This window comes from Martelella sp. AD-3, from assembly GCF_001578105.1.
GTDB lineage: Bacteria > Pseudomonadota > Alphaproteobacteria > Rhizobiales > Rhizobiaceae > Martelella.
Genome location: NZ_CP014275.1, coordinates 4,483,070 through 4,502,298 on the forward strand (window position 1 = coordinate 4,483,070; position 19,229 = coordinate 4,502,298).

17 protein-coding genes are annotated in these 19,229 nt (G+C 63.6%); 7 read left to right on the top strand and 10 right to left on the bottom strand.

The window, feature by feature from the left end:
* Positions 1-8: 8 nt before the first annotated feature.
* The 7 genes from AZF01_RS20760 to AZF01_RS20790 all read right to left on the bottom strand — a co-directional run bounded on the left by AZF01_RS20760 (position 9) and on the right by AZF01_RS20790 (position 8,308).
* The gene (locus AZF01_RS20760) at positions 9-1,496 is read right to left on the bottom strand and encodes a TolC family protein (protein ID WP_024706769.1); all 1,488 of its coding nucleotides are present in this window, start codon (positions 1,494-1,496) and stop codon (positions 9-11) included.
* Positions 1,493-3,313: an FUSC family protein gene (locus AZF01_RS20765; protein WP_024706768.1), complete on the bottom strand. Its 1,821-nt coding sequence runs from the start codon at positions 3,311-3,313 to the stop codon at positions 1,493-1,495. The genes AZF01_RS20760 and AZF01_RS20765 overlap by 4 nt, the downstream gene beginning before the upstream one ends.
* Positions 3,297-4,331, bottom strand: a complete 1,035-nt coding sequence (mdtN, locus tag AZF01_RS20770) for a multidrug transporter subunit MdtN (RefSeq protein ID WP_024706767.1) — start codon at positions 4,329-4,331, stop codon at positions 3,297-3,299. The genes AZF01_RS20765 and mdtN overlap by 17 nt, the downstream gene beginning before the upstream one ends.
* A 3-nt stretch (positions 4,332-4,334) precedes the next feature.
* Entirely contained in the window at positions 4,335-4,547 is a 213-nt protein-coding gene (locus AZF01_RS20775; RefSeq protein WP_051423990.1) for a YtcA family lipoprotein, read from the bottom strand.
* Positions 4,548-4,729: 182 nt separating this feature from the next.
* On the bottom strand, positions 4,730-5,557 hold the full coding sequence (locus AZF01_RS20780) for a hypothetical protein (protein ID WP_024706765.1): 828 nt from the start codon (positions 5,555-5,557) through the stop codon (positions 4,730-4,732).
* A gap of 9 nt (positions 5,558-5,566) precedes the next feature.
* On the bottom strand, positions 5,567-7,012 hold the full coding sequence (locus AZF01_RS20785; RefSeq protein ID WP_036236062.1) for an amidohydrolase family protein: 1,446 nt from the start codon (positions 7,010-7,012) through the stop codon (positions 5,567-5,569).
* Positions 7,013-7,132: 120 nt separating this feature from the next.
* Positions 7,133-8,308: an alpha/beta hydrolase gene (locus tag AZF01_RS20790; RefSeq protein WP_024706763.1), complete on the bottom strand. Its 1,176-nt coding sequence runs from the start codon at positions 8,306-8,308 to the stop codon at positions 7,133-7,135.
* 205 nt (positions 8,309-8,513) lie between these two features.
* Between AZF01_RS20790 and AZF01_RS20795 the strand changes: the two genes are divergently transcribed.
* Entirely contained in the window at positions 8,514-9,908 is a 1,395-nt protein-coding gene (locus AZF01_RS20795) for a glutamate decarboxylase (protein WP_024706762.1), read from the top strand.
* 307 nt (positions 9,909-10,215) lie between these two features.
* On the opposite strand, the gene AZF01_RS20800 is transcribed toward AZF01_RS20795, so the two are convergent.
* The 3 genes from AZF01_RS20800 to AZF01_RS20810 form a co-directional block, all read right to left on the bottom strand.
* Positions 10,216-11,127 (bottom strand): rhodanese-related sulfurtransferase, encoded by a 912-nt coding sequence (locus AZF01_RS20800; RefSeq protein ID WP_036236049.1) that lies wholly within the window; start codon positions 11,125-11,127, stop codon positions 10,216-10,218.
* Positions 11,128-11,207: 80 nt separating this feature from the next.
* Positions 11,208-12,131 carry a CHAD domain-containing protein gene (locus tag AZF01_RS20805; protein WP_024706761.1) on the bottom strand — a complete coding sequence of 308 codons (924 nt, stop codon included), beginning with the start codon at positions 12,129-12,131 and terminating at the stop codon, positions 11,208-11,210.
* Position 12,132: 1 nt separating this feature from the next.
* Positions 12,133-12,609, bottom strand: a complete 477-nt coding sequence (locus AZF01_RS20810; protein WP_024706760.1) for a CYTH domain-containing protein — start codon at positions 12,607-12,609, stop codon at positions 12,133-12,135.
* A 202-nt stretch (positions 12,610-12,811) separates the two neighbouring features.
* On the opposite strand from AZF01_RS20810, the gene AZF01_RS20815 reads away from it, so the two are divergent.
* The 6 genes from AZF01_RS20815 (at position 12,812) to dnaJ (ending at position 19,159) form a co-directional block, all read left to right on the top strand.
* Positions 12,812-13,456 carry a 2-dehydro-3-deoxy-phosphogluconate aldolase gene (locus tag AZF01_RS20815; protein ID WP_024706759.1) on the top strand — a complete coding sequence of 215 codons (645 nt, stop codon included), beginning with the start codon at positions 12,812-12,814 and terminating at the stop codon, positions 13,454-13,456.
* A gap of 95 nt (positions 13,457-13,551) precedes the next feature.
* Complete coding sequence (locus tag AZF01_RS20820; protein ID WP_024706758.1) at positions 13,552-14,241, top strand: GNAT family N-acetyltransferase; 690 nt, start codon at positions 13,552-13,554, stop codon at positions 14,239-14,241.
* Complete coding sequence (locus AZF01_RS20825) at positions 14,238-14,447, top strand: hypothetical protein (protein WP_024706757.1); 210 nt, start codon at positions 14,238-14,240, stop codon at positions 14,445-14,447. The genes AZF01_RS20820 and AZF01_RS20825 overlap by 4 nt, the downstream gene beginning before the upstream one ends.
* 30 nt (positions 14,448-14,477) lie before the next feature.
* Positions 14,478-15,590 (top strand): adenosylhomocysteinase, encoded by a 1,113-nt coding sequence (locus tag AZF01_RS20830; protein ID WP_051423987.1) that lies wholly within the window; start codon positions 14,478-14,480, stop codon positions 15,588-15,590.
* A 409-nt stretch (positions 15,591-15,999) separates the two neighbouring features.
* Positions 16,000-17,925: a molecular chaperone DnaK gene (gene dnaK, locus AZF01_RS20835; RefSeq protein WP_024706755.1), complete on the top strand. Its 1,926-nt coding sequence runs from the start codon at positions 16,000-16,002 to the stop codon at positions 17,923-17,925.
* 91 nt (positions 17,926-18,016) lie between these two features.
* Positions 18,017-19,159 carry a molecular chaperone DnaJ gene (gene dnaJ / locus AZF01_RS20840; RefSeq protein WP_024706754.1) on the top strand — a complete coding sequence of 381 codons (1,143 nt, stop codon included), beginning with the start codon at positions 18,017-18,019 and terminating at the stop codon, positions 19,157-19,159.
* The last annotated feature ends 70 nt before the right edge of the window (positions 19,160-19,229 follow it).

Below are 19,229 nucleotides of genomic sequence, written 5' to 3' on the forward strand. Positions count from 1 at the left end.
CGAAACTCTTAGCGGGGAACGGCGGCCGATGTCGAGGTGCCGAGCACGAAGGCAAGATTGGCGGCGGCGGTGAAGGCGGCCTCGCGCGCATCGCTTTCGGCAAGCCGCGCCTCGAGCAGGCCGGTCTGGGCAGTTGCCAGCGCCGAGACGGTGCCGACGCCGTTCCGATAGGCCTCAAGCGCCGAATCATAGGTCTTGTAGGCGGCCTGGCGGAGCTTGACAGATGAGACATTGGCCTGAAGCGCCGTCGTCAGCGCATTCGAGGCGACCACGATCTCGCGGGCGGCGGCGTCCTTCAACTGCTCGAAATTGCGCTTTGCGGCCTCGACCCGGCTTTCGGCCTGTTTCAGATTGGCGTCGCGCATGCCGGCATCATAGAGCGGGATGGTGGCGCCGATCATGATGTTGCCGTTGAGCCCGTTATTGTCGATGGTCGGCAGGCCGCCCGCCGTCACGCCGGTCTCGTATGATGAGAGCGTGCCGAACACGCCGATTTTCGGCATGAAGTCGGATTTCGCCTTTTTCACGCCCTCGCGGCTTGCCTCGAGCGTCGCATAGCCCGCCAGAATGTCGGGCCGGTTGGAAAGTGCAATCTCGATCATGGTGTCGACCGGCGCGCGGGAAGAAGACGGCAGGCCGCGTCCGGCGGTGTCCTGAACGGTGAGCTTCGACATCGGCGAGATGCCGAGCGCGCCGAGAAGCGCCTGGTAGCTGTCCTGCTCGCCGCCCTTTGCCTGCACAAGCCCCAGTTCCGCCTGGGCGACGATCTGCTCGGCCTGGGCCTCGTCGACGGAGGTGGCAAGGCCGCGTTCGCGCCGGGCCCGCACGGCATCGAAAACCGTGCGGCTGTTTGCAAGCGCCTGGCTTGCCGCCCGCCGATGGGCGCGCGCGGCGTTGTAGTCGTGATAGGCGCCGGTGACGGCGAAGACCAGCTTCTGGTGCATGGCGTTGAACTGGTAGTTCGACGCCAGGGACATCTGCTTTGCCGCCTCCACGACGGCGCTGCGGCCGCCGAAATCAAGCGCCAGCCATTGCAGCGCCATGAACGGCACCACGCCCTGGATATTGCTGTCGAAATAGGCCGAGCCGCCGATCGGGATCGGCAGTTCGGCCGCGTTCCGGTTGGTGCCGGCAATCACATTGGCGGTGATCACCGGCAGGTAGGTGGCCTCCGCCATGCCGACGGCGAGCGCCGCCTGGCGGGCCTCCTCCCAGGCCGCGCGCGTGCCCGGATTGGTGCGTTGGGCAAGGTCGATCAGTTCCGGCAGCGTATAGGTTTTCTGCGTGTCGACGACAGGCTTCGAGAGCGCCAGTTCCGTGCCGCCTTCGGCTGCGGTCTTCAGGTCATCCGCATTGGTGTTTTCCGCCGCCGGCTGCCAGGGCCGCTCCGGCGAGGGCGGGGCGAGCGACAGGGAATCGGCTGCACAGCCGCCAAGAGCGGCGAGGGTGATCACGGCCATGATCCCGGTCATGCCGGAAAGGAGGTTTCGCGTCACGTCGTTTCTCCCGGTTGGGCGGTGTTCGAAAAGTCCGCCGGTTCGGCGGGGCTTGTGATCGGGTCCGGTTCGGGAACGGGCGGCGGATCGGGTCGGAAATAAAGGGCAAGCGAAAGGTCATTCAGCGCCCGCGCTCTTGCGGCATAGTCGCCGCGCGCCTCAAGCGACGGGCGCATGTGGCGCGGTTCGTAGGAGGCCATCTCGACAGCGTTGCGGATCACGCCGAGATCGTTCTGGACCGAGGCGACCAGCGCGGTCGAGGAGCGGCGGGTTGCAAAGTCAAGGCCGGCGAGCGCCTTCAGCTTTGCTGTCGCGAGGCCGACGCGGCGTCTCACCTCGTCGCCGACGCTGACCGGCCAGATATTGGTGAAGATCACATAGACGACGGCATTGCCGAGCAGGATGCCGATGATGCGATCGCCCGCCGCGCTGAGATCCGTGGTCGGCCCGAAACCCTGCAGCACGGTCAGCAAAAAGGCGAGCGCGATCTGCACGCCGCCATAGGAAATCCGCTCGTTGCCGGTCGAAACCCAGGCGGCGAGCGAGACGACGGCAAAAACCAGAAAGGCAAGCCCGCCAACGGATTCAAGCTGCGGAATGACAAAGAGGATCGCGACGAGACCGAAAAACGCGCCGATCAGGCAGCCGGTGATGCGCAGCACCAGCTTGTGCACCGTGTCTCCCGTGGTGCCGAGGGCCGCGACGTAACAGGTGATCATCGCCGTATGGATGCCCTGCCAGTCGATGGCGGTGTAGATGAAGAAACAGGTGACGGCGGCAAGCGTCGTCTTCAGCGCGAACTGCAGGTGGACGGGGTTGGAGAAGATGTCGGGGGAGACAGCCGGATCGTCGACCGGCGCTCCCTTTTCCAGAGGCGCCATATGGCTGAGATCGTCCAGCGCGCGCGCGATGTCGGCAAAGACGGGGGTGGCTTCAAACCGGTCCGCGCTGAAATCCGGCAGGTCCTTCTTCTGGAGAACGGCCTCGGCCATTTCACGGCAGATGTCGGCGAGCTCTTCTCGGCTGTTGTCTTCGGCATCCGCCGGCAGGGCCGAGACGGCAAGCAGAAGCCGGTAGCTGTGCGCCTGTCCGCGCTCGAGAAAATCATAATCCTTGCCATAGACAAGGTTCAGGAGCTTCGTCAGCAACAGTCGCTTGTCGGATTCCGCCATGCCCTCGCCGAGCGCATCGGTGAAAGCGAGGTCGTCGGCAGGGTCGGGCGTCTCGAGGCGTTCCGCGGCAAGCTCCAGACGTTCGGCGATCGTCTGGCGCAGGAGTTTTTGCGGGGAAATACCGAAGAGAAGGTTGTAGACCGCCATCACGGCCATCGGCACGAACACCATGGCCCAGGCATAGAGCACGGCGCGGGTGGCGATCTCGCCGAGGGGGATATTGCCGAGCAAGGTCAGCACGAAGGCGATCACCAGCGCGACGATGCCCGCCTGTTCGCCTGCCTTGGTGGCCGAGTCGAGATAGAGAAAGACAAAGGACGCGAGCACGATGGCCGCGATCTGGGCGGGCGGATGGTCGATCGTCAGGTTGATGATGCCGATCAAAAGCACGACCACGAGGGAGACGGCGACGATGATGCCTATGCCGGTGACGACGTTTTCCGCCGCATTGGCGCGCATCAGGAAGATCACCAGATAGCAGCCGATAGCGGCTTCCGGGAAATGATACATCATCGAGATGACGGTCGAGATGGCGCAGATCGCGCCGATCGAGAGCGAAAGCCGCAACCGCCCGGGAAACGGCCTGAGGTCATCGAAGAGCCGGTGCGATTTTCGCCTCAGCGCGCTTTCAGCAATCGTCGCCATGGCGAACCACTGTCGAGGCGGATGCGCCGATGCGCATCAGGTTTTCCGGCGGGTCGATCAGTTCGATGCGCACCGGGAAACGCTGCGCGATCTGCACCCAGTCGAGTTCCTTCGGCACATAGGGCAGCGCGCTCGGCAGCTCGATCATGCTTTCCGTTGCCACGCCCCAGCCGATGCCCTGGACCCGCCCCCTGATTTCCACCGAGCGATCGGCCATCACATAGACGGAGGCGCAGGCGCCCGCGGGCAGGTTCTTCAGTTCCGCCTCGCGGTAGAGCGCTGTCGCGAACCACTGGCCGGTATTGACGAGGGTGAAGAGCGGCGCGCCGGAAACGACGAACTGGCCGCTCGAGAACTTCAACCCGACCACCCTTCCGTCATGCGGCGAAAAGATCTTCGTATTGGCAAGGTTGTGCTTGGCGAGGTCGAGCGCAGCGCGGCGGGCCTCGATCACCGCAAGCGTCTCCTCCGGCGTGGAGATCAGCGCGTCGGCGGCCTTGGATTGCTGCAAGGCCTGTTCAAGGGAAACCTCCGCGTCGCGCTTTGCCGTGCGCGCGTCCTGCACCTGCTGGTCGGTGACATAGCCCTTGGGCTGCAGCGGCAACAGGCGCTCCAGCGTTTCGTTGGCCAGTTCCAGATTGGCGCGCGCGCGTTCGATCTGCTGGACGGCGATCTGGGCGTTGGCGGTCTCGGCGGCGATGCTGCGCTGCTGCGAATCATAGAGGGCCTCCGCCGCCTTCAGTTCTGCTTCCGCCTGGGCCACCAGAAGGCGGTAGGATTCGTCTTCGAGTGTGAAGAGAAGATCGCCCTTCTTCACCGCCTCGTTTTCTGAAACATGGATCTCGGCGATCCGGCCCGGCACGGTGGCCGAGATCTGCGTGATCGGCGCGGTCAGCGTCGCGTCCTGCGACAGGATGTTCGCCTCCATCCGCGTCATATGCGTCCATCCGAGATAGAGGGTCGCGCCGATGACGATGACCGGGATGAGGGCGACAAGCTTGGCCTTGGTGCTCAACATGGTTTAGCGCCCGAACAGAAGGATTGACGAGGCGAGACCGATGGCGATCGCCAGGAACAGGTAGACCACGACCCGAAGCGGCATCACCGCATCGATGCCGGCCTTGATGAAGATCAGCCGAATGATGACGGAGCCGAAAATGCCGATCAGCGAACAGGCGATCCAGGAGGGGAAATAGGCCCCGAAGAAGGGAATGACCGGGCCGCGTTCGCTCATGCCGCAGGACGCGAGCAGCAACGGCCCAAACAGAACAAAACCCGCTTTACGCAACACACGCACGCCCCGCACTTGACCCTCTTTGTTTGTCGTTTTCCATCCCGGCTTCGGCGGGCAGTGTCCCTTACAGCGACAGCCGGTGTCAACCAAGACCGGCTGTCAGGCTTAACAGCCGTCCCGGATCAGAACCGGAAAGTCAGTCCGAGCGTCGGTCCCTGCATATCGATGTCGAGCAGATGTCCGTCCCGGTCATAATCAACGGAAAGGTATTTGTAGCCGAGCGACACGGCCGTGGCAGAGGACACGTCGTACGTGACCGCGCCCATGGCCTGCCAGGTGAGATCCGAACCCCAGGAGGCGCCTCCGATGTCGGCCTGGCCGACAAACCCGAATCCTTTGCCGAAATCATATTCCAGACGCGCGCCGACGGCCGGATCAACCCAGCCGAAATCGCTCCTGGCCTGATAGTTGTATGGCGTGCCGGGGATGGCGGCCGAAACATCGGCCCATGCCCTGAAGACGCGCACGCCGGCAAGCGCGTCGAGCGCGAGGCGTTCCGTGTCGGCCAGGCGGTAGGTGCCGAACAGCGCGGCATTGAAGAGCTTGGTGTCGAGGTTGACGTTGACGCCCGGCACTGGGCCGAAGCCCGGAAGCGTGACCGGGCCGGTGGCGTGGTCTTCGCGGGTGTCGACATACATCACGTCCGCATAGGCGCCGAACCTGCCGTTTGTCGCATGGAAATTGACGAAGCCGGCAAGGTTGAGCTCCTCCAGGATTTCGGAAAAGCTGCGCTCGACCCTGACGGTCGGCGCGCTGCTGAAAGGCGAGACCTTACCGGAAAGGCCCGCCCCCCAGATGTAGGGCGTCAGTTCAAACGACCAGCCGTTGGCAAGCGCGGGTATCGCCGGCTGCGGGGCCGGGGGCGCGACCGGGTCGGCCGCGAATGTCTTGCCGGTAAGGCCGGCCGCTGCCGCGGCTGCGAGAAGGAGAGTTACGGCAGGTGCGCGCATGCTGTGCTCCTAGGCAAGCGTGTTCTTGAAGAAGCGGCCGTCCTTCATGATGACCGCCATGTTGTCGGGATCGGCGATCAGCGAAATATCCTCGAGCGGATTGCCGCCGATCAGCAGCATGTCGGCAAAGGCACCGGCCTCGATCACGCCGATCCGCCCGCGATAGGGATTGCGCTCGCCGGAGAGCTGCAGGAGTTCGCCGGTCCGGCTGGTGGCCATTTTCAGCACCGTCGCAGGGGAGAACCACTCGGCGAGCTTGGCGAGCTGACGCCCCTGCGAATTCGTCTTGGCCGGATTGAACAGGATATCCGTGCCCCAGACCATCCGCTCGATGTTGAACCTCTCGGCCCATTCGAAGCAGCGCACCGTGCCCTCGGCGATGTTGCGCTGGTCCTGGCGCTGCTGTTCTGTGCCCTGCGGGTTGGAATCTTCGTCTGCAAGGAAGGGCTGGATGCTCCACCACGTTCCCGTGTCGATGATCATGCGCACGGTCTCCTCGTCGGCGAGCTGGCCGTGTTCGATGCAGGCGACGCCGTTTTCGATCGAGCGCCTGATGCCTTCGGCGGTGTAGACATGGGCGCAGACATATGTGCCCCAGTCCCTGGTTGCCTGCACCGCAGCCCGGATTTCCTCCGGCGTAAACTGCAGGCTGGGGATAGGGTCATATTGCGAGGATACGCCGCCGCCGGTCATGATCTTGATCTGGCTGGCGCCGAGCATCAGTTGCTCGCGCACCCGGTTCAGGACCTGCGGCACGCCGTTGGCGATCGAGGAAATGCCGGCCTCCTCCGCATGGCTGAGATTGGTCTGGTCGGAGGCGGGTATCTCATAGGGCAAGCGGAAATCACCGTGCCCGGAGGTCTGGGTGATCATCGCGCCGGCCGGGTAGATGCGCGGGCCGATGGCCTTGCCGCCGTCGATCGCGCGTTTGAGCGCAAAGGCGGGGCCGCCGACATCGCGCACCGTCGTGAAGCCGCGCATCAGCGTCTTTTCCGATTCGGCGGCCGCCACCAGGTGGACGTAGGGCACCTGGGCGGTCATTGCCGTCTGCATCGGGATGGCGCAGAGCAGCGAATGCCAATGCGCGTCGATCAGCCCCGGCATCAGCACGCGGTTGCCGCAATCGACGATATCGGCGTCTGCGACATCTTCCGCGAGAGGAACGAGGGCCTTGATCCGGCCGCCGCTGACAAGCACGTTCCTGCCTTCGATGAGTGCGTCGGAAAGGCCGTCGAAGATGCGCACATTGGTCAGAAGGACGGAACGATCATTCGCCTCGGCAAGCGACGGCATGGAGGCAAGCGCGCCGGCGGCAATCGTTGCGGCCGCCCCCTTCAGCACAGAGCGCCGGCTGAAACCGTCCATCAGGCGTCGGTTGAGGCGGGCAAATTCCGGCGTGTGGCACGGACAGCCCGCGCCGTGGACGAGGTGCTGGTATCTTGAGCCTGCGCGCATCATATCCTCCTTTCGCTCGCGGTCATCGTCCCAACCCTTAAAGGTCATGGCCGCGTTTGCAAGGAACGGTTCCGTGAGATTTGCCCGTTCTTTCGGCCGGAAACGGGCTTTTGCGACCGGCTATTGCCCGGCGGCGCCCCGGGTCTCGGCGGTCGCGGCGGGGTTGGCCGTGCGGCCCACGGCATCGAGGAAGCGGGCGCCGGGACGCCTTGCCATGCTGCCGAGTTCGGTATCCTCGTCGAGCTCGGGATAGATCGCCGCAAGGGCGGCATAGCGGCTGTGGTTGAGCGCATCGCGCGACGAAACCGAGGAAATGTCGACGAGCGCGACATTCTTCCTCTCGGCCATCTCCAGCACCTCCGGATCGGTAATGTCGAGCTGGCCGGCGCGCTGGCGGTTGCCCTGGATGAAGCGGGAAAAGCCGAGCGCGCGGTCGTCGCCGGAGACCATCACCAGAAGCGGCGGATCAAGCGGGCCGATCACGTCCACCTGTGCGGCGAACACGTCCTCGTCGATATCGGGAGCGGCGAGGATGACATTGAGCTTGCCGAGCGCCCTGCGGTTGTCCTCCAGGCTCAGCTGCCTGAGCGCTTCCATGGTCAGCCAGCCGCCCATGCTGTGGCCGAAAAGCATGACCGAGCGCACGCTGGAAAGCGCCGTGACCTGGTCGAGCACATCGGTCAGCCCGTCGCGGGAGAAGGTGGCGGACTCCTTGTCGGTCGCGTAGTCGAGAAGGCGCGCCTGCGACGGCCAGGAAAACAGGATCGGCACGCCCGAGACATTGGTGTCCGCTGCAAGCTGGGCCATGCGGAACAGCCCCTCCTGGAAGGAGACGTTGAAGCCGTGCACGAAGACGCCGGCAACGCCATTGCCTGTTGCGCGCGCAGCCCTTCCGATGCGCGCGTCAAAGGCCGCCTTTGACAGCGCGGTGTGCTTGAGAACCGTGAAATGCTCGTCGGGCCTGGCCTTGCGCGAATAGGGCCATTCGATTTCACCGGGATCGTGGCCGGGCGGGATCGAGATCACGAACTCGGCATAGCTCAGGTCGTCCTCGCGTTCCGGAGTGAAGCCGTCAATCGGCTCTTCGGCCCGTTCGCGCGTGGTCGCCACATAGACGGTGACGGTGCGCGCGCCCTCCACGGTCGCCGGATGCGGATAGATGACCTCGGGTCCGGGGCGCTGCCCGCAGGCGGAGACCAGAAGAACGAGCAGAAGGCCGAAGGCAAGGCCAAGCGGGAAAAACCGCTTGCGCGGCGCGCGCGCATCGTCTGCAGGATGGGTAAGCGTGATCTGCATGATCCGAATATTCTCGCCTCGGGTCTGCGCGGGCTGTCGCCCTGTTGAATGATCTCTACGGGCGGGCGGATCGGAAATCAAGTGCAGGAAGTCTTTCAGCCGGCGCCTCTTCACGAAAGTTTGCGCTTACGCAGCTTGCCTTGACCGTCCGAGAACGAGCCGATACTTGTTTGACAAGGACCTGCGACAAAGGGAGATGAAGTCGATGGCGGAAGAACGCGAACAGGACGGTCTGTTTGATCCCAATGACGAGACCTACGGCGCTGCCGATCTTTCGGCGATCCTGCCAAAGTCCGGCTTTCCCGAGAAGGAGCGCGCGCCGCGTCTTGCCTATGCGGCGATCCATGACGAACTCCTGCTTGACGGCAATGCCCGGCAGAATCTCGCGACCTTCTGCCAGACCTGGGAGGAGCCCGAGATCCACAAGCTGATGGATGACTGCATCGACAAGAACATGATCGACAAGGACGAGTACCCGCAGACGGCCGAAATCGAGGCGCGCTGCGTGCGGATGCTGGGCGATCTCTGGCATGCGCCGGAAGGCCCGGTCACCGGGACGTCGACCACCGGCTCGTCCGAAGCCGCAATGCTCGGCGGGCTTGCGATGAAGCGCCGCTGGGAGGCAAGGCGCAAGGCAGAAGGCAAGCCGACCGACAAGCCCAACCTGATCACCGGCCCGGTGCAGATCTGCTGGCACAAGTTCACCCGTTACTGGGATGTCGAACATCGCGAGATCCCGATGGAAAACGGCCGCCTGCTGATGACGCCGGAAGAGGTGCTAGAGCTCTGCGACGAAAACACGATCGGCGTGGTGCCGACGCTCGGCGTCACCTATACCGGCGAATACGAGCCGGTGAAGGCCGTTTCCGACGCGCTCGACGATCTTCAGGCGCGCACCGGGCTTGATATCCCGATCCATGTGGATGGGGCGAGCGGCGGCTTCCTGGCGCCCTTCTGCGCGCCGGAACTGGAATGGGACTTCCGCCTGCCGCGCGTGAAATCGATCAATGCGTCGGGTCACAAGTTCGGCCTCTCGCCGCTCGGCGTCGGCTGGGTGCTGTGGCGCGAGGACAAGGACCTGCCCGAGGAAATGGTCTTCTGGGTCAATTATCTGGGCGGCAACATGCGCGACATCGCGCTCAATTTCTCCCGCCCCGGCGGCCAGGTAATCTGCCAGTACTACAATTTCCTGCGGCTTGGCCGTCAGGGTTATCGCAAGGTGCACGAGGCCTGCTACCGCAGCGCCGCCTTTCTGGCGGAGGAACTGGAAAAGACCGGCCTCGTCGATATCGTCTTTGACGGCGACATGAAGAAGGGCATTCCGGCCGTCTCGTGGAAGCTCAAGGACGGCCTTAAAACCAATTACACCCTGTTTGATCTCGCCGACCGGTTGCGCACGCGCGGCTGGCAGGTGCCGGCCTATACGCTCCCGGCCAATTGCCAGGATCAGGCGATCCAGCGCATTCTGGTTCGAAATGGCGTGTCGATCGACCTCTGCTCGCTGCTGATCGAGGACATAAAGGCGGCGGTGGATTACTTCAAGGCGCACCCGATCAGCACGCCGCTGACCGAGGACGAGGCCTCCGGCTTCCACCATTGATGATTTGGCGGGTTCGGTCATTCCGGACGCCACGTCCGGGACGCCTTCAGGCTGCTGACACATGCCTGCCCCACTCTCCGCCGTCATGCTCGGGCTTGTCCCGAGCATCTAGACACGTATCAACGCGATAGGCGTTTCAGATGGAGCGGCGCGATAAATCAGCCTGTTGCAAAACAGGAGCTCCGCTCGTAGGGCAAAGAGGTTAGATCCTCGGCACAAGGCCGAGGGTGACGTCCGTAAAAGGGAGAGGTTTTTCGTCGAGCGGGCGTCCGGGGCGCGGTTTCTTCTCTCTCGGGAAAAAAACGCCTTACGCCCCCAGATGCCGTTCGCCGCGCGCCCTGGCGAGCGCGATCTGGTGCTGGCGCTCGCGGAAGCGGGCGCGGTCGGCATCCGAATAGGTCTCGGCGCAATGCGGGCAGGAGACGCCTTCCTCGTAATCGGCGGAAAGCTTGTCTTCCGGCGTCACCGGGTGGCGGCAGGCGTGGCAGAGTTGATGTTCGCCTTCCTTCAGGCCGTGGGTCACGGAAACGCGCTCGTCGAAGACAAAGCAGGCGCCGTCCCAGAGGCTTTCTTCCTCCGGCACGTCCTCGAGATATTTCAGGATGCCGCCCTTCAGGTGGTAGACCTCCTCGAAACCCTGCTCCTTCATATAGGCGGTCGCCTTCTCGCAGCGAATGCCGCCGGTGCAGTACATGGCGATCTTCGGCTTGTTGTGCAGCCCCCTGTTTTCCTCCACCCAGCGCGGAAATTCGCGGAAGGTCTTGGTGTGCGGGTCGACCGCGCCGCGGAAGATGCCGATCGCGGTCTCGTAATCATTGCGGGTGTCGATAACGATCGTGTCCGGGTCGGTGATGAGGTCGTTCCAGTCCTTTGGATCGACATAGGTGCCAACCGTCTTCAAGGGATCGATATCCTCGACGCCCATGGTGACGATTTCCTTCTTTAGCCGTACCTTGAGGCGGTTGAAGGGCATTTTCGAGGCGCGGCTTTCCTTGTGCTCGAGGCCGGAAAACTCGGGACGCGCGCGGATGAAGGCGAGCACATTGGCAATCCCTTCATGGCTGCCGGCGATCGTGCCGTTGATCCCCTCATGCGCAAGCAACAGCGTGCCGCGCACGCCGTTTTCCTCACAACAGGCAAAAAGCGGCGCGCGGAACGCCCGAAAATCGGCAAACCGCGTGAAGTGATAGAGCGCTGCGACCAGATAGGACCCTTGCATGGTCTCTCTCCGCTTTCTTCAATCTCGGGCTATTCACGAATATTGCGCTGGCCAATACACGGATCGGCGGTTTTTGGCAATTATTCGCCGTCATGCGCATGGGCGCGTTTCTTCCACAAGGTCCTGATGATCCGCGCCTCGACATCGGGCTCGTCGCCGAAGGTCTTGCGCGCGCTTTTGATCGCCCGTCGGCGCAGCTGCGTTCGGGTCTCAAGGGCGGCATCCCGGCAGATCGCAAGCGTTCCGGCATCAAGGCCGGGCGCATCAGGGCCATCCAGTAGCTGAAGCAGCATGCTCAGATCATGTTCGTGGCCCAGCAGATCGGCAAGCGCCTTGGCGTCGTTGCGCTTGGCCTTCAGCGCCGAGGGCCAGGCCGGCGAGAGCAGCGCCGAGAACATCCAGTAAGCCTGGCTCTTCTTGCGCAATTCGTGAAAGTCGTCGTCCCCGCCCTCGGCCTGGACCGTCATCAGCGCGACCTGGGCGTTGGCGAGCTCCTTCTTCCAGGCCTTGCCAAGGCGTTTCGCCGCCGCCGACGGGTCCTCGCTGAAGTCGGCCTCCTCGATCGCGGCGATCGCCGCGCGGCAGGTATGGATCGCGTCCTTTGCCTTTTTCTGGAGCGCCGCGTCGGAAACGGCGGCGCTGCTGCGGCGTTCGCGCAATGCCGTTTCCAGCCGGGAAAGCGCCATGTCGCGCCTGCCGCCGTTCGCCAGACCGCGCAGATAGGCCGCGCATTCGATCAGCGCGGTCGCATCGCGTCCGCCCGAAAGGCCTGCCGCCATGTCGCGAATGCGCGCATTCTCCTGTCGCGAAAAATCCTTCGCCGCCGGGCGGACCAGCCGCAACAGGCCGCGCACGCGCTTGAACTTCTTGCGGGCGTCGTGGATCGCCTCATCAAGGCCCCGGGGCTGTTTCTTCAGCGCCTTGATGGCGTCCTCGAGCTGCGACACGGCCACCTTCTTGACGGCCGCGTCAAACGGTTTCTCCGGGTCAAGCGTGAAAGCCATGTCAGCCGTCCTCTTCGGGAATGATGCCGGTCTCGGCAAGCGCCTGGTTGGTGTAGCGCCCGTCGCCGGTCACCTCGCGGCCGAGCCAGTCGGGAAGATGCGGCCTTGCCGCCTCGTTCGGCAGTTCGACCTCGGCAACGACGAGGCCTGCAAGGTCTTGGTGATAGACATCGATTTCCCAGACGAAATCGCCGGCGGGGACGCGGTAGCGCGTCTTGTCGATCACGGTGCCGAGGGCGTAGGCGATCATTTCCAGCGCGTCGTCGAGGGGCACGTCATATTCGAATTCGTCGCGGCTCATCGCGCCGGCGCCGAATTTCAGCGTGATGCGGGCGCGCGCGTCATCGACTATCCGGACGCGGGCGGAGCGGTCGGCTGCGCCGAGCAGATAGGCCTGTCTCAGCCGCACGCCCTTTTCCGCGCCGTCCTTCCAGCCGTCGCCATCAACGAGGAACTTCCGTTCGATTTCCCTGGCCATGTCGAGCCCTCTTGCTGCCCTTCTCGGGGCGAAGCCGCGTTAATCGAGATCAAACCCCGATGACAGGAATAAGGTCATAACACGGCCACTGTCGCGGGCAATGATTCCAGTCGATTTATAATCCCTTCCGGTCTCGACTTGATGCCTGTGCCGGGGTATTTCAAACGCAGTTCGACAAAAAGTGCAAAAGGCCAGTGCGACCATGGATGCAAAAACCCAAAACCTCCTCGATGCCCTTACCGCCCAGCCCGTCGTTCCGGTGCTGATCGTGGAATCCGTCGAACATGCCGTCCCGCTGGCGCGGGCGCTTGTCGAGGGCGGGCTGAAAGCGCTGGAGATCACCCTGCGCACCGACGCGGCGCTCGACGTCATCAAGGCCATGTCCGAGGAGATCGAAGGCGCGGTCATCGGCGCCGGCACCATCCTTTCGGCGCGCGATTACGCGGCGGCTGAAAAGGCTGGCGCCAAGTTCATCGTCTCGCCCGGCATCAACGGCGATATCCTCGACGCCGCCGATGACAGCGAAGTGCCGCTTCTGCCCGGCACGGCGACGGCCAGCGAAGTGCTGTCGCTGCGCGAGGAAGGCTACCGCGTGATGAAATTCTTCCCCGCCGAACAGGCTGGCGGCGCGCCTTACCTCAAGGCGCTTTCCTCCCCGCTCGCCGACATCAAGTTCTGCCCGACCGGCGGCGTATCGCTCGCCAATGCGCCGGATTACCTGAAGCTTCCGAACGTCGTCTGCGTCGGCGGCTCCTGGGTTGCGCCGAAGGATCTGGTCGCCAGGGGTGACTGGGCCGGTATCAAGAAACTCGCCGAGGATGCCTGCGCGACCCTCGGCAAATACTGATCAAGCAACGGACAAGGCGCCCGGCCGGAAGGCCCGGGCGCTTTTTTTCACATTCGAAGCCTTGCGGTTTTGCCCGCTTCTCGAGGGAGGCCGTCATGTCCGATCTTTCCGGTTTTGTCCCGCGGCTGAGGCCGCAGCCCGTTCATCAGCGCGGCCTTTACGTCACGGTCGAACCCTATGACGAGGGCGAGCACGGCGCGGCGCTCTGGCAGGCGCTTGGCGGTTCCGCAGACGCCGTCAATGTCCTCCTGCGCTTCTTCCCCCAGCCCGATTTTTCCGGCCCTGCCGATTTCTATGCGTGGCTCGACCAGCAGAACGCCTCGGGCAACTGGGTGACGCGCGTCTTTCGCAGGGCGGGTGACGGGGCGGTCGTCGGCATGGCGAGCTATATGCGCATCGACGAGGCGAATGGTGCGATCGAGATCGGCTCGGTCGCCCACGGCCCCGCCATGCAACGCTCGCCGATTGCGACAGAGGTGCAGTATCTGATGGCGCGCCACGTTTTCGACGATCTCGGTTACCGGCGTTATGAGTGGAAATGCAACAGCGAGCATGTCGTCAGCCGGGCGGCGGCGGACCGGCTCGGCTTCACCTTCGAGGGCATTTTCCGCAACCACATGGTGGCCAAGGGCAAGAACCGCGATACCGCCTGGTTTTCGATGATCGACAGCGAATGGCCGGCGATCAGGGCGGCCTTCGAGGCCTGGCTCGCGCCTTCGAATTTTGATGCGGAGGGCCGCCAAGTGCGGGATCTCAAATCCATCAGGGAGGCAAGCAGACCATGAGCGAGCAGACCAGTCGTTCGACCATCATTGCGGCGGCGATCATCTTCGGCGGACTTCTGATCGGCGGCTATTTTCTGCCGGACATCATCAACTATGTCGCGCTGTTTTCGCCATGGCTTGCGATCGGCGTCGGCATAATGTTCGTTCTGGCTGTCTTTGTCATTTTCTGGCTGAGAGGCCGTTACCAGCGCCGCCATGGACGCTGACCGCAGATTTTCCGGCAGGAGCCTATGACAATGACCGAGATCACACCCGCCTGGGCCAGGGCGCAGATGCCGCGCGTTGTCCGCGCCGTTTCCCACCTGCCGGACATGTCCGGCGTCAGGCTTGCCATGAGCATGCATCTCGACATGAAGATGCTGCCGCTGGTGGAAGGGCTTGCCGGGCGCGGCGCGGCGCTCTTCATCACCACCTGCAATCCGGCGACAGTGCGCAACGAGGTGGTCGACGCGATGCGGGCGGCGGGCGCCCGGGTCGATGCCTTCAAGGACATGCCGGAGGACGACTGGCAGCGGGCGATCGAGAATGGTCTCGACTGGGCGCCGACGCATCTCTGCGAGATGGGTTCGGACTATACCCATTTTCTTCTGTCGCGCGGTCTGGAATGGCCCGATGTGAAGGCAGGGCTGGAGGCGACGGGCTCCGGCATCAGCCGGCTTCAGGGCGCGCTTCCGCCCTGGCCGATCTTCAACTGGGACGATCTGCCGGTGAAGGAGGGCCTTCACAATCGCCACATGGTGGGGCTCACCACCTGGAACGCATTCTTCACCCGCACGCTTTTGAGCCTGCATGAAAAGAATGTGCTGGTCGTCGGCTACGGCTCGGTCGGCCAGGGGCTTGCGGCCAGCGCCCGCGCTTTCGGCGGCACGGTGATGGTGGCCGAGATCGACCCCGCCCGTCTTCTGCAGGCGCGCTATGACGGCTGGCGGACCGGCAGCGTCGCCGAACTCGCGCCCGAGGCCGATGTCATCGTCACGGGCACCGGCGGCCATCACGTCCTGCCCTTCGAGATCATCGAGCAACTGAAAGACGGCTGTTTCCTGCTGAACTCCGGCCACCGCATAGACGAGATCGAGTTGTCGCCGCTTCTGGCGCGCCCGAGCGAACAGGCGCTGCCCGCCGTCACCACCCACAGGCTTTCATCCGGCAACCGCGTTCATCTCTTCGTCGGCGGCGCCATGGCCAATCTGACGGGCGGGGAGGGCGACAGCCTCAACGCCTTCGACATGACGCTCGCGGTGATGGCCGAGGGCATCGGCCACATCGTCGGTGCGGGCGAGGCGGCCCGGCAGGGCGTTCATCTCCTGCCGCGCGCCGTCTGGGAGCGCGCCTGCCCCGATCCGGTCTGAAGCCTCTTTCGAAACCGTGTGACCGGAATTTCGCGGTCGCGGTCGCGCGTGAGCCGCCTTTGCCGGAAATTGAGCCATGGTTAATCCCTGAAGGGGTTGATATCGGGGGCGGCAGACCGCAAATCCCTCGCGTATGGCCACATCCCCTTGAGACGCGTCGAAGACGGGCGCCACGGCGTCGGCCGAAAGATGGTATCTGGTGACGGAGAACAATGCTGAGGGCCGCCAAATAGGCGCGTAAATGCTGTCATAAGCTTCAGCGAGCGCCTTGCAGAGCTATTTGGCGCTCATTATATAGCGCTCACAACGGCGTTATCGCCGCCAAAATCAAATCAAGACCATAGCTCAAGGGGCCGTCACAGAATGCCTGAAGGGTTCGGATGGCCTGCTTAAAAGGAGACACGCGAAAATGGCTAAAGTAATCGGTATCGACCTCGGAACGACGAATTCCTGCATCGCCATCATGGATGGCAAGGATGCCAAGGTCATCGAAAACGCCGAAGGCGCCCGCACCACCCCTTCCATGGTGGCCTTCACCGATGACGGTGAACGCCTCGTCGGCCAGCCGGCCAAGCGTCAGGCCGTGACCAATCCCACCAATACCCTCTTCGCCGTCAAGCGCCTGATCGGCCGCCGCTACGAAGACCCGACCGTGACCAAGGACAAGGGCCTGGTGCCCTACGGCATCGTCAAGGGCGACAATGGCGACGCCTGGGTCGAGGCTGCCGGCAAGTCCTATTCGCCCTCGCAGATCTCCGCGATGGTCCTGCAGAAGATGAAGGAAACCGCCGAAAGCTATCTCGGCGAAAAGGTCGAGCAGGCCGTCATCACGGTTCCGGCCTACTTCAACGACGCCCAGCGTCAGGCCACCAAGGACGCCGGCAAGATCGCGGGCCTTGAAGTGCTGCGCATCATCAATGAGCCGACGGCTGCCGCTCTCGCCTATGGCCTCGACAAGAACGAAGGCAAGACCATTGCCGTCTATGACCTTGGCGGCGGCACCTTCGACGTCTCGATCCTCGAAATCGGCGACGGCGTCTTCGAAGTGAAGTCGACGAACGGCGACACCTTCCTTGGCGGTGAAGATTTCGACATGCGTCTCGTCGAATACCTCGCCGACGAGTTCAAAAAGGAAAACGGCATCGACCTGCGCGCCGACAAGCTTGCCCTGCAGCGCCTGAAGGAAGCCGCCGAAAAGGCCAAGATCGAGCTGTCGTCCTCGTCGCAGACCGAAATCAACCTGCCGTTCATCACGGCCGACGCGACCGGTCCGAAGCACCTGACGCTGAAGCTGACCCGCGCCAAGTTCGAAAGCCTGGTCGACGATCTCGTCAAGCGCACGGTCGGCCCCTGCAAGGCGGCGCTGAAGGATGCCGGCGTTTCTGCCAGCGAGATCGACGAGGTCGTGCTCGTCGGCGGCATGAGCCGCATGCCCAAGGTTCAGGAAACCGTCAAGCAGCTGTTCGGCAAGGACCCGCACAAGGGCGTCAACCCGGATGAAGTCGTGGCCCTTGGCGCTGCCATCCAGGGCGGCGTGCTGCAGGGCGACGTCAAGGATGTTCTGCTGCTCGACGTGACGCCGCTGTCGCTCGGCATCGAAACGCTCGGCGGCGTGTTCACCCGTCTGATCGACCGCAACACCACGATCCCGACGAAGAAGAGCCAGACCTTCTCGACGGCCGAGGACAATCAGTCCGCCGTGACCATCCGGGTCTTCCAGGGCGAGCGTGAAATGGCGGCCGACAACAAGATGCTCGGCCAGTTCGACCTCGTCGGCATTCCGCCGGCCCCGCGCGGCGTGCCGCAGATCGAAGTCACCTTCGACATCGACGCCAACGGCATCGTCAACGTCTCGGCCAAGGATAAGGGCACCGGCAAGGAGCACCAGATCCGCATCCAGGCGTCCGGCGGTCTTTCCGACAGCGACATCGAGCAGATGGTCAAGGATGCCGAAAGCCACGCCGAGGAAGACAAGAAGCGTCGCGCCGCGGTCGAAGCGAAGAACCAGGCCGAAAGCCTGATCCACTCGACCGAGAAGTCGATCGAGGAGCATGGCGAGAAGGTGTCCGAGGAAGACCGCAACGCCATCAAGACGGCGATCGAGGAACTGAAGACGGCGGTCGGCGCCGAGGAGCCGGATGGCGATGACATCCAGGCCAAGACGCAGACGCTGATGGAAGTGTCGATGAAGCTTGGCCAGGCCGTTTACGAGGCCCAGCAGGCGGATGAGAACGCGGCTGCCTCCGCGGACGCCGCCAAGGACGCCGAAAGCGACGTTGTTGATGCCGACTTCGAAGATGTCAGCGATGACGACGACAAGAAGAAATCGGCTTGATCTGAGCGTCGCTCCCGATCATTCCTGAAACCAAACATCCGGCCGTCGCTTCGGCGGCCGGAAAACTCTGTTCAAGAGGTTGGCAGACTCCATGGCAAAAGCGGACTATTACGAGACACTCGGCGTCAGCCGTTCGGTTGACGAAAAGGAGCTCAAGAGCGCCTTCCGCAAACTTGCGATGAAGTACCATCCGGACCGCAACCCGGATAACAGCGAAGCCGAGAAGAAGTTCAAGGAAATCAACGAGGCCTATGAAACGCTGAAGGACCCGCAGAAGCGTGCGGCCTATGACCGTTTCGGCCATGCCGCCTTCGAGAATGGCGGACCGGGCGCCGGCGGCTTCGGCGCAGCCGGCGGTTTCGGCGGCGCAGGCGGCTTCTCCGATATCTTCGAGGATATTTTTGGCGAAATGATGGGCGGCGCCCGCGGACGTCGCTCTTCCGGTGGACGCGAGCGCGGGGCGGACCTGCGCTACAATATGGAGATCACGCTCGAGGAGAGCTTCGAGGGCAAGACGGCGCAGATCAGGGTTCCGACCTCCGTGGTCTGCGACGAATGCACGGGGTCCGGCGCCAAGCCCGGCTCCACGCCGACCACCTGTTCCACCTGTCACGGCTCCGGTCGGGTCCGGGCGGCACAAGGGTTCTTCTCCGTGGAACGCACCTGTCCGACCTGTCACGGCCGCGGCGAGACGATTTCCGATCCCTGTCCGAAATGCCGCGGCGAAGGCCGCACGGTCGAGGAGCGCTCGCTTTCGGTCAATATTCCCGCCGGCATCGAGGACGGCACCCGCATCCGCCTTCAGGGCGAGGGCGAGGCCGGGCTTCGCGGCGGTCCTTCCGGCGACCTCTACATCTTCCTCTCGGTCAAGCCGCACCCCTTCTTCCAGCGCGACGGCGCGGACCTGCATTGCGTCGTGCCGATCTCCATGACCCAGGCGGCGCTTGGCGGCAAGTTCGAGGTGACCACGCTGGATGGCACCAAGTCGCGCGTTTCGGTTCCCGAGGGCACACAGACCGGCAAGCAGTTTCGCCTGAAGGGCAAGGGCATGCCGGTGCTCCGCTCCTCGCACAAGGGCGACCTCTACATTCAGGTCCGCGTTGAAACCCCACAGAAGCTCACCCGCCGCCAGCGCGAACTGCTGCAGGAATTCGACGAACTCTCCTCCAACGAGAACAACCCGGAATCCAACGGCTTCTTCGCCCGGATGAAGGAGTTTTTCGGGACGGAGTGAGTTTCTTCGTGCAGCTTAGAGCGCCGTGCATCCATTCGGATGCACAAAGGACGCTCTAACCTATTGAATC

Excerpts from the sequence above, each read along its gene's own strand:
- AZF01_RS20765 (WP_024706768.1), bottom strand. The coding sequence starts at position 3,313 with ATGGCGACGATTGCTGAAAGCGCGCTGAGGCGAAAATCGCACCGGCTC.
- mdtN (WP_024706767.1), bottom strand. The coding sequence starts at position 4,331 with ATGTTGAGCACCAAGGCCAAGCTTGTCGCCCTCATCCCGGTCATCGTC.
- AZF01_RS20775 (WP_051423990.1), bottom strand. The coding sequence starts at position 4,547 with ATGAGCGAACGCGGCCCGGTCATTCCCTTCTTCGGGGCCTATTTCCCC.
- AZF01_RS20780 (WP_024706765.1), bottom strand. The coding sequence starts at position 5,557 with ATGCGCGCACCTGCCGTAACTCTCCTTCTCGCAGCCGCGGCAGCGGCC.
- AZF01_RS20785 (WP_036236062.1), bottom strand. The coding sequence starts at position 7,012 with ATGCGCGCAGGCTCAAGATACCAGCACCTCGTCCACGGCGCGGGCTGT.
- AZF01_RS20790 (WP_024706763.1), bottom strand. The coding sequence starts at position 8,308 with ATGCAGATCACGCTTACCCATCCTGCAGACGATGCGCGCGCGCCGCGC.
- AZF01_RS20795 (WP_024706762.1), top strand. The coding sequence starts at position 8,514 with ATGGCGGAAGAACGCGAACAGGACGGTCTGTTTGATCCCAATGACGAG.
- AZF01_RS20800 (WP_036236049.1), bottom strand. The coding sequence starts at position 11,127 with ATGCAAGGGTCCTATCTGGTCGCAGCGCTCTATCACTTCACGCGGTTT.
- AZF01_RS20805 (WP_024706761.1), bottom strand. The coding sequence starts at position 12,131 with ATGGCTTTCACGCTTGACCCGGAGAAACCGTTTGACGCGGCCGTCAAG.
- AZF01_RS20810 (WP_024706760.1), bottom strand. The coding sequence starts at position 12,609 with ATGGCCAGGGAAATCGAACGGAAGTTCCTCGTTGATGGCGACGGCTGG.
- AZF01_RS20815 (WP_024706759.1), top strand. The coding sequence starts at position 12,812 with ATGGATGCAAAAACCCAAAACCTCCTCGATGCCCTTACCGCCCAGCCC.
- AZF01_RS20820 (WP_024706758.1), top strand. The coding sequence starts at position 13,552 with ATGTCCGATCTTTCCGGTTTTGTCCCGCGGCTGAGGCCGCAGCCCGTT.
- AZF01_RS20825 (WP_024706757.1), top strand. The coding sequence starts at position 14,238 with ATGAGCGAGCAGACCAGTCGTTCGACCATCATTGCGGCGGCGATCATC.
- AZF01_RS20830 (WP_051423987.1), top strand. The coding sequence starts at position 14,478 with ATGACCGAGATCACACCCGCCTGGGCCAGGGCGCAGATGCCGCGCGTT.
- dnaK (WP_024706755.1), top strand. The coding sequence starts at position 16,000 with ATGGCTAAAGTAATCGGTATCGACCTCGGAACGACGAATTCCTGCATC.
- dnaJ (WP_024706754.1), top strand. The coding sequence starts at position 18,017 with ATGGCAAAAGCGGACTATTACGAGACACTCGGCGTCAGCCGTTCGGTT.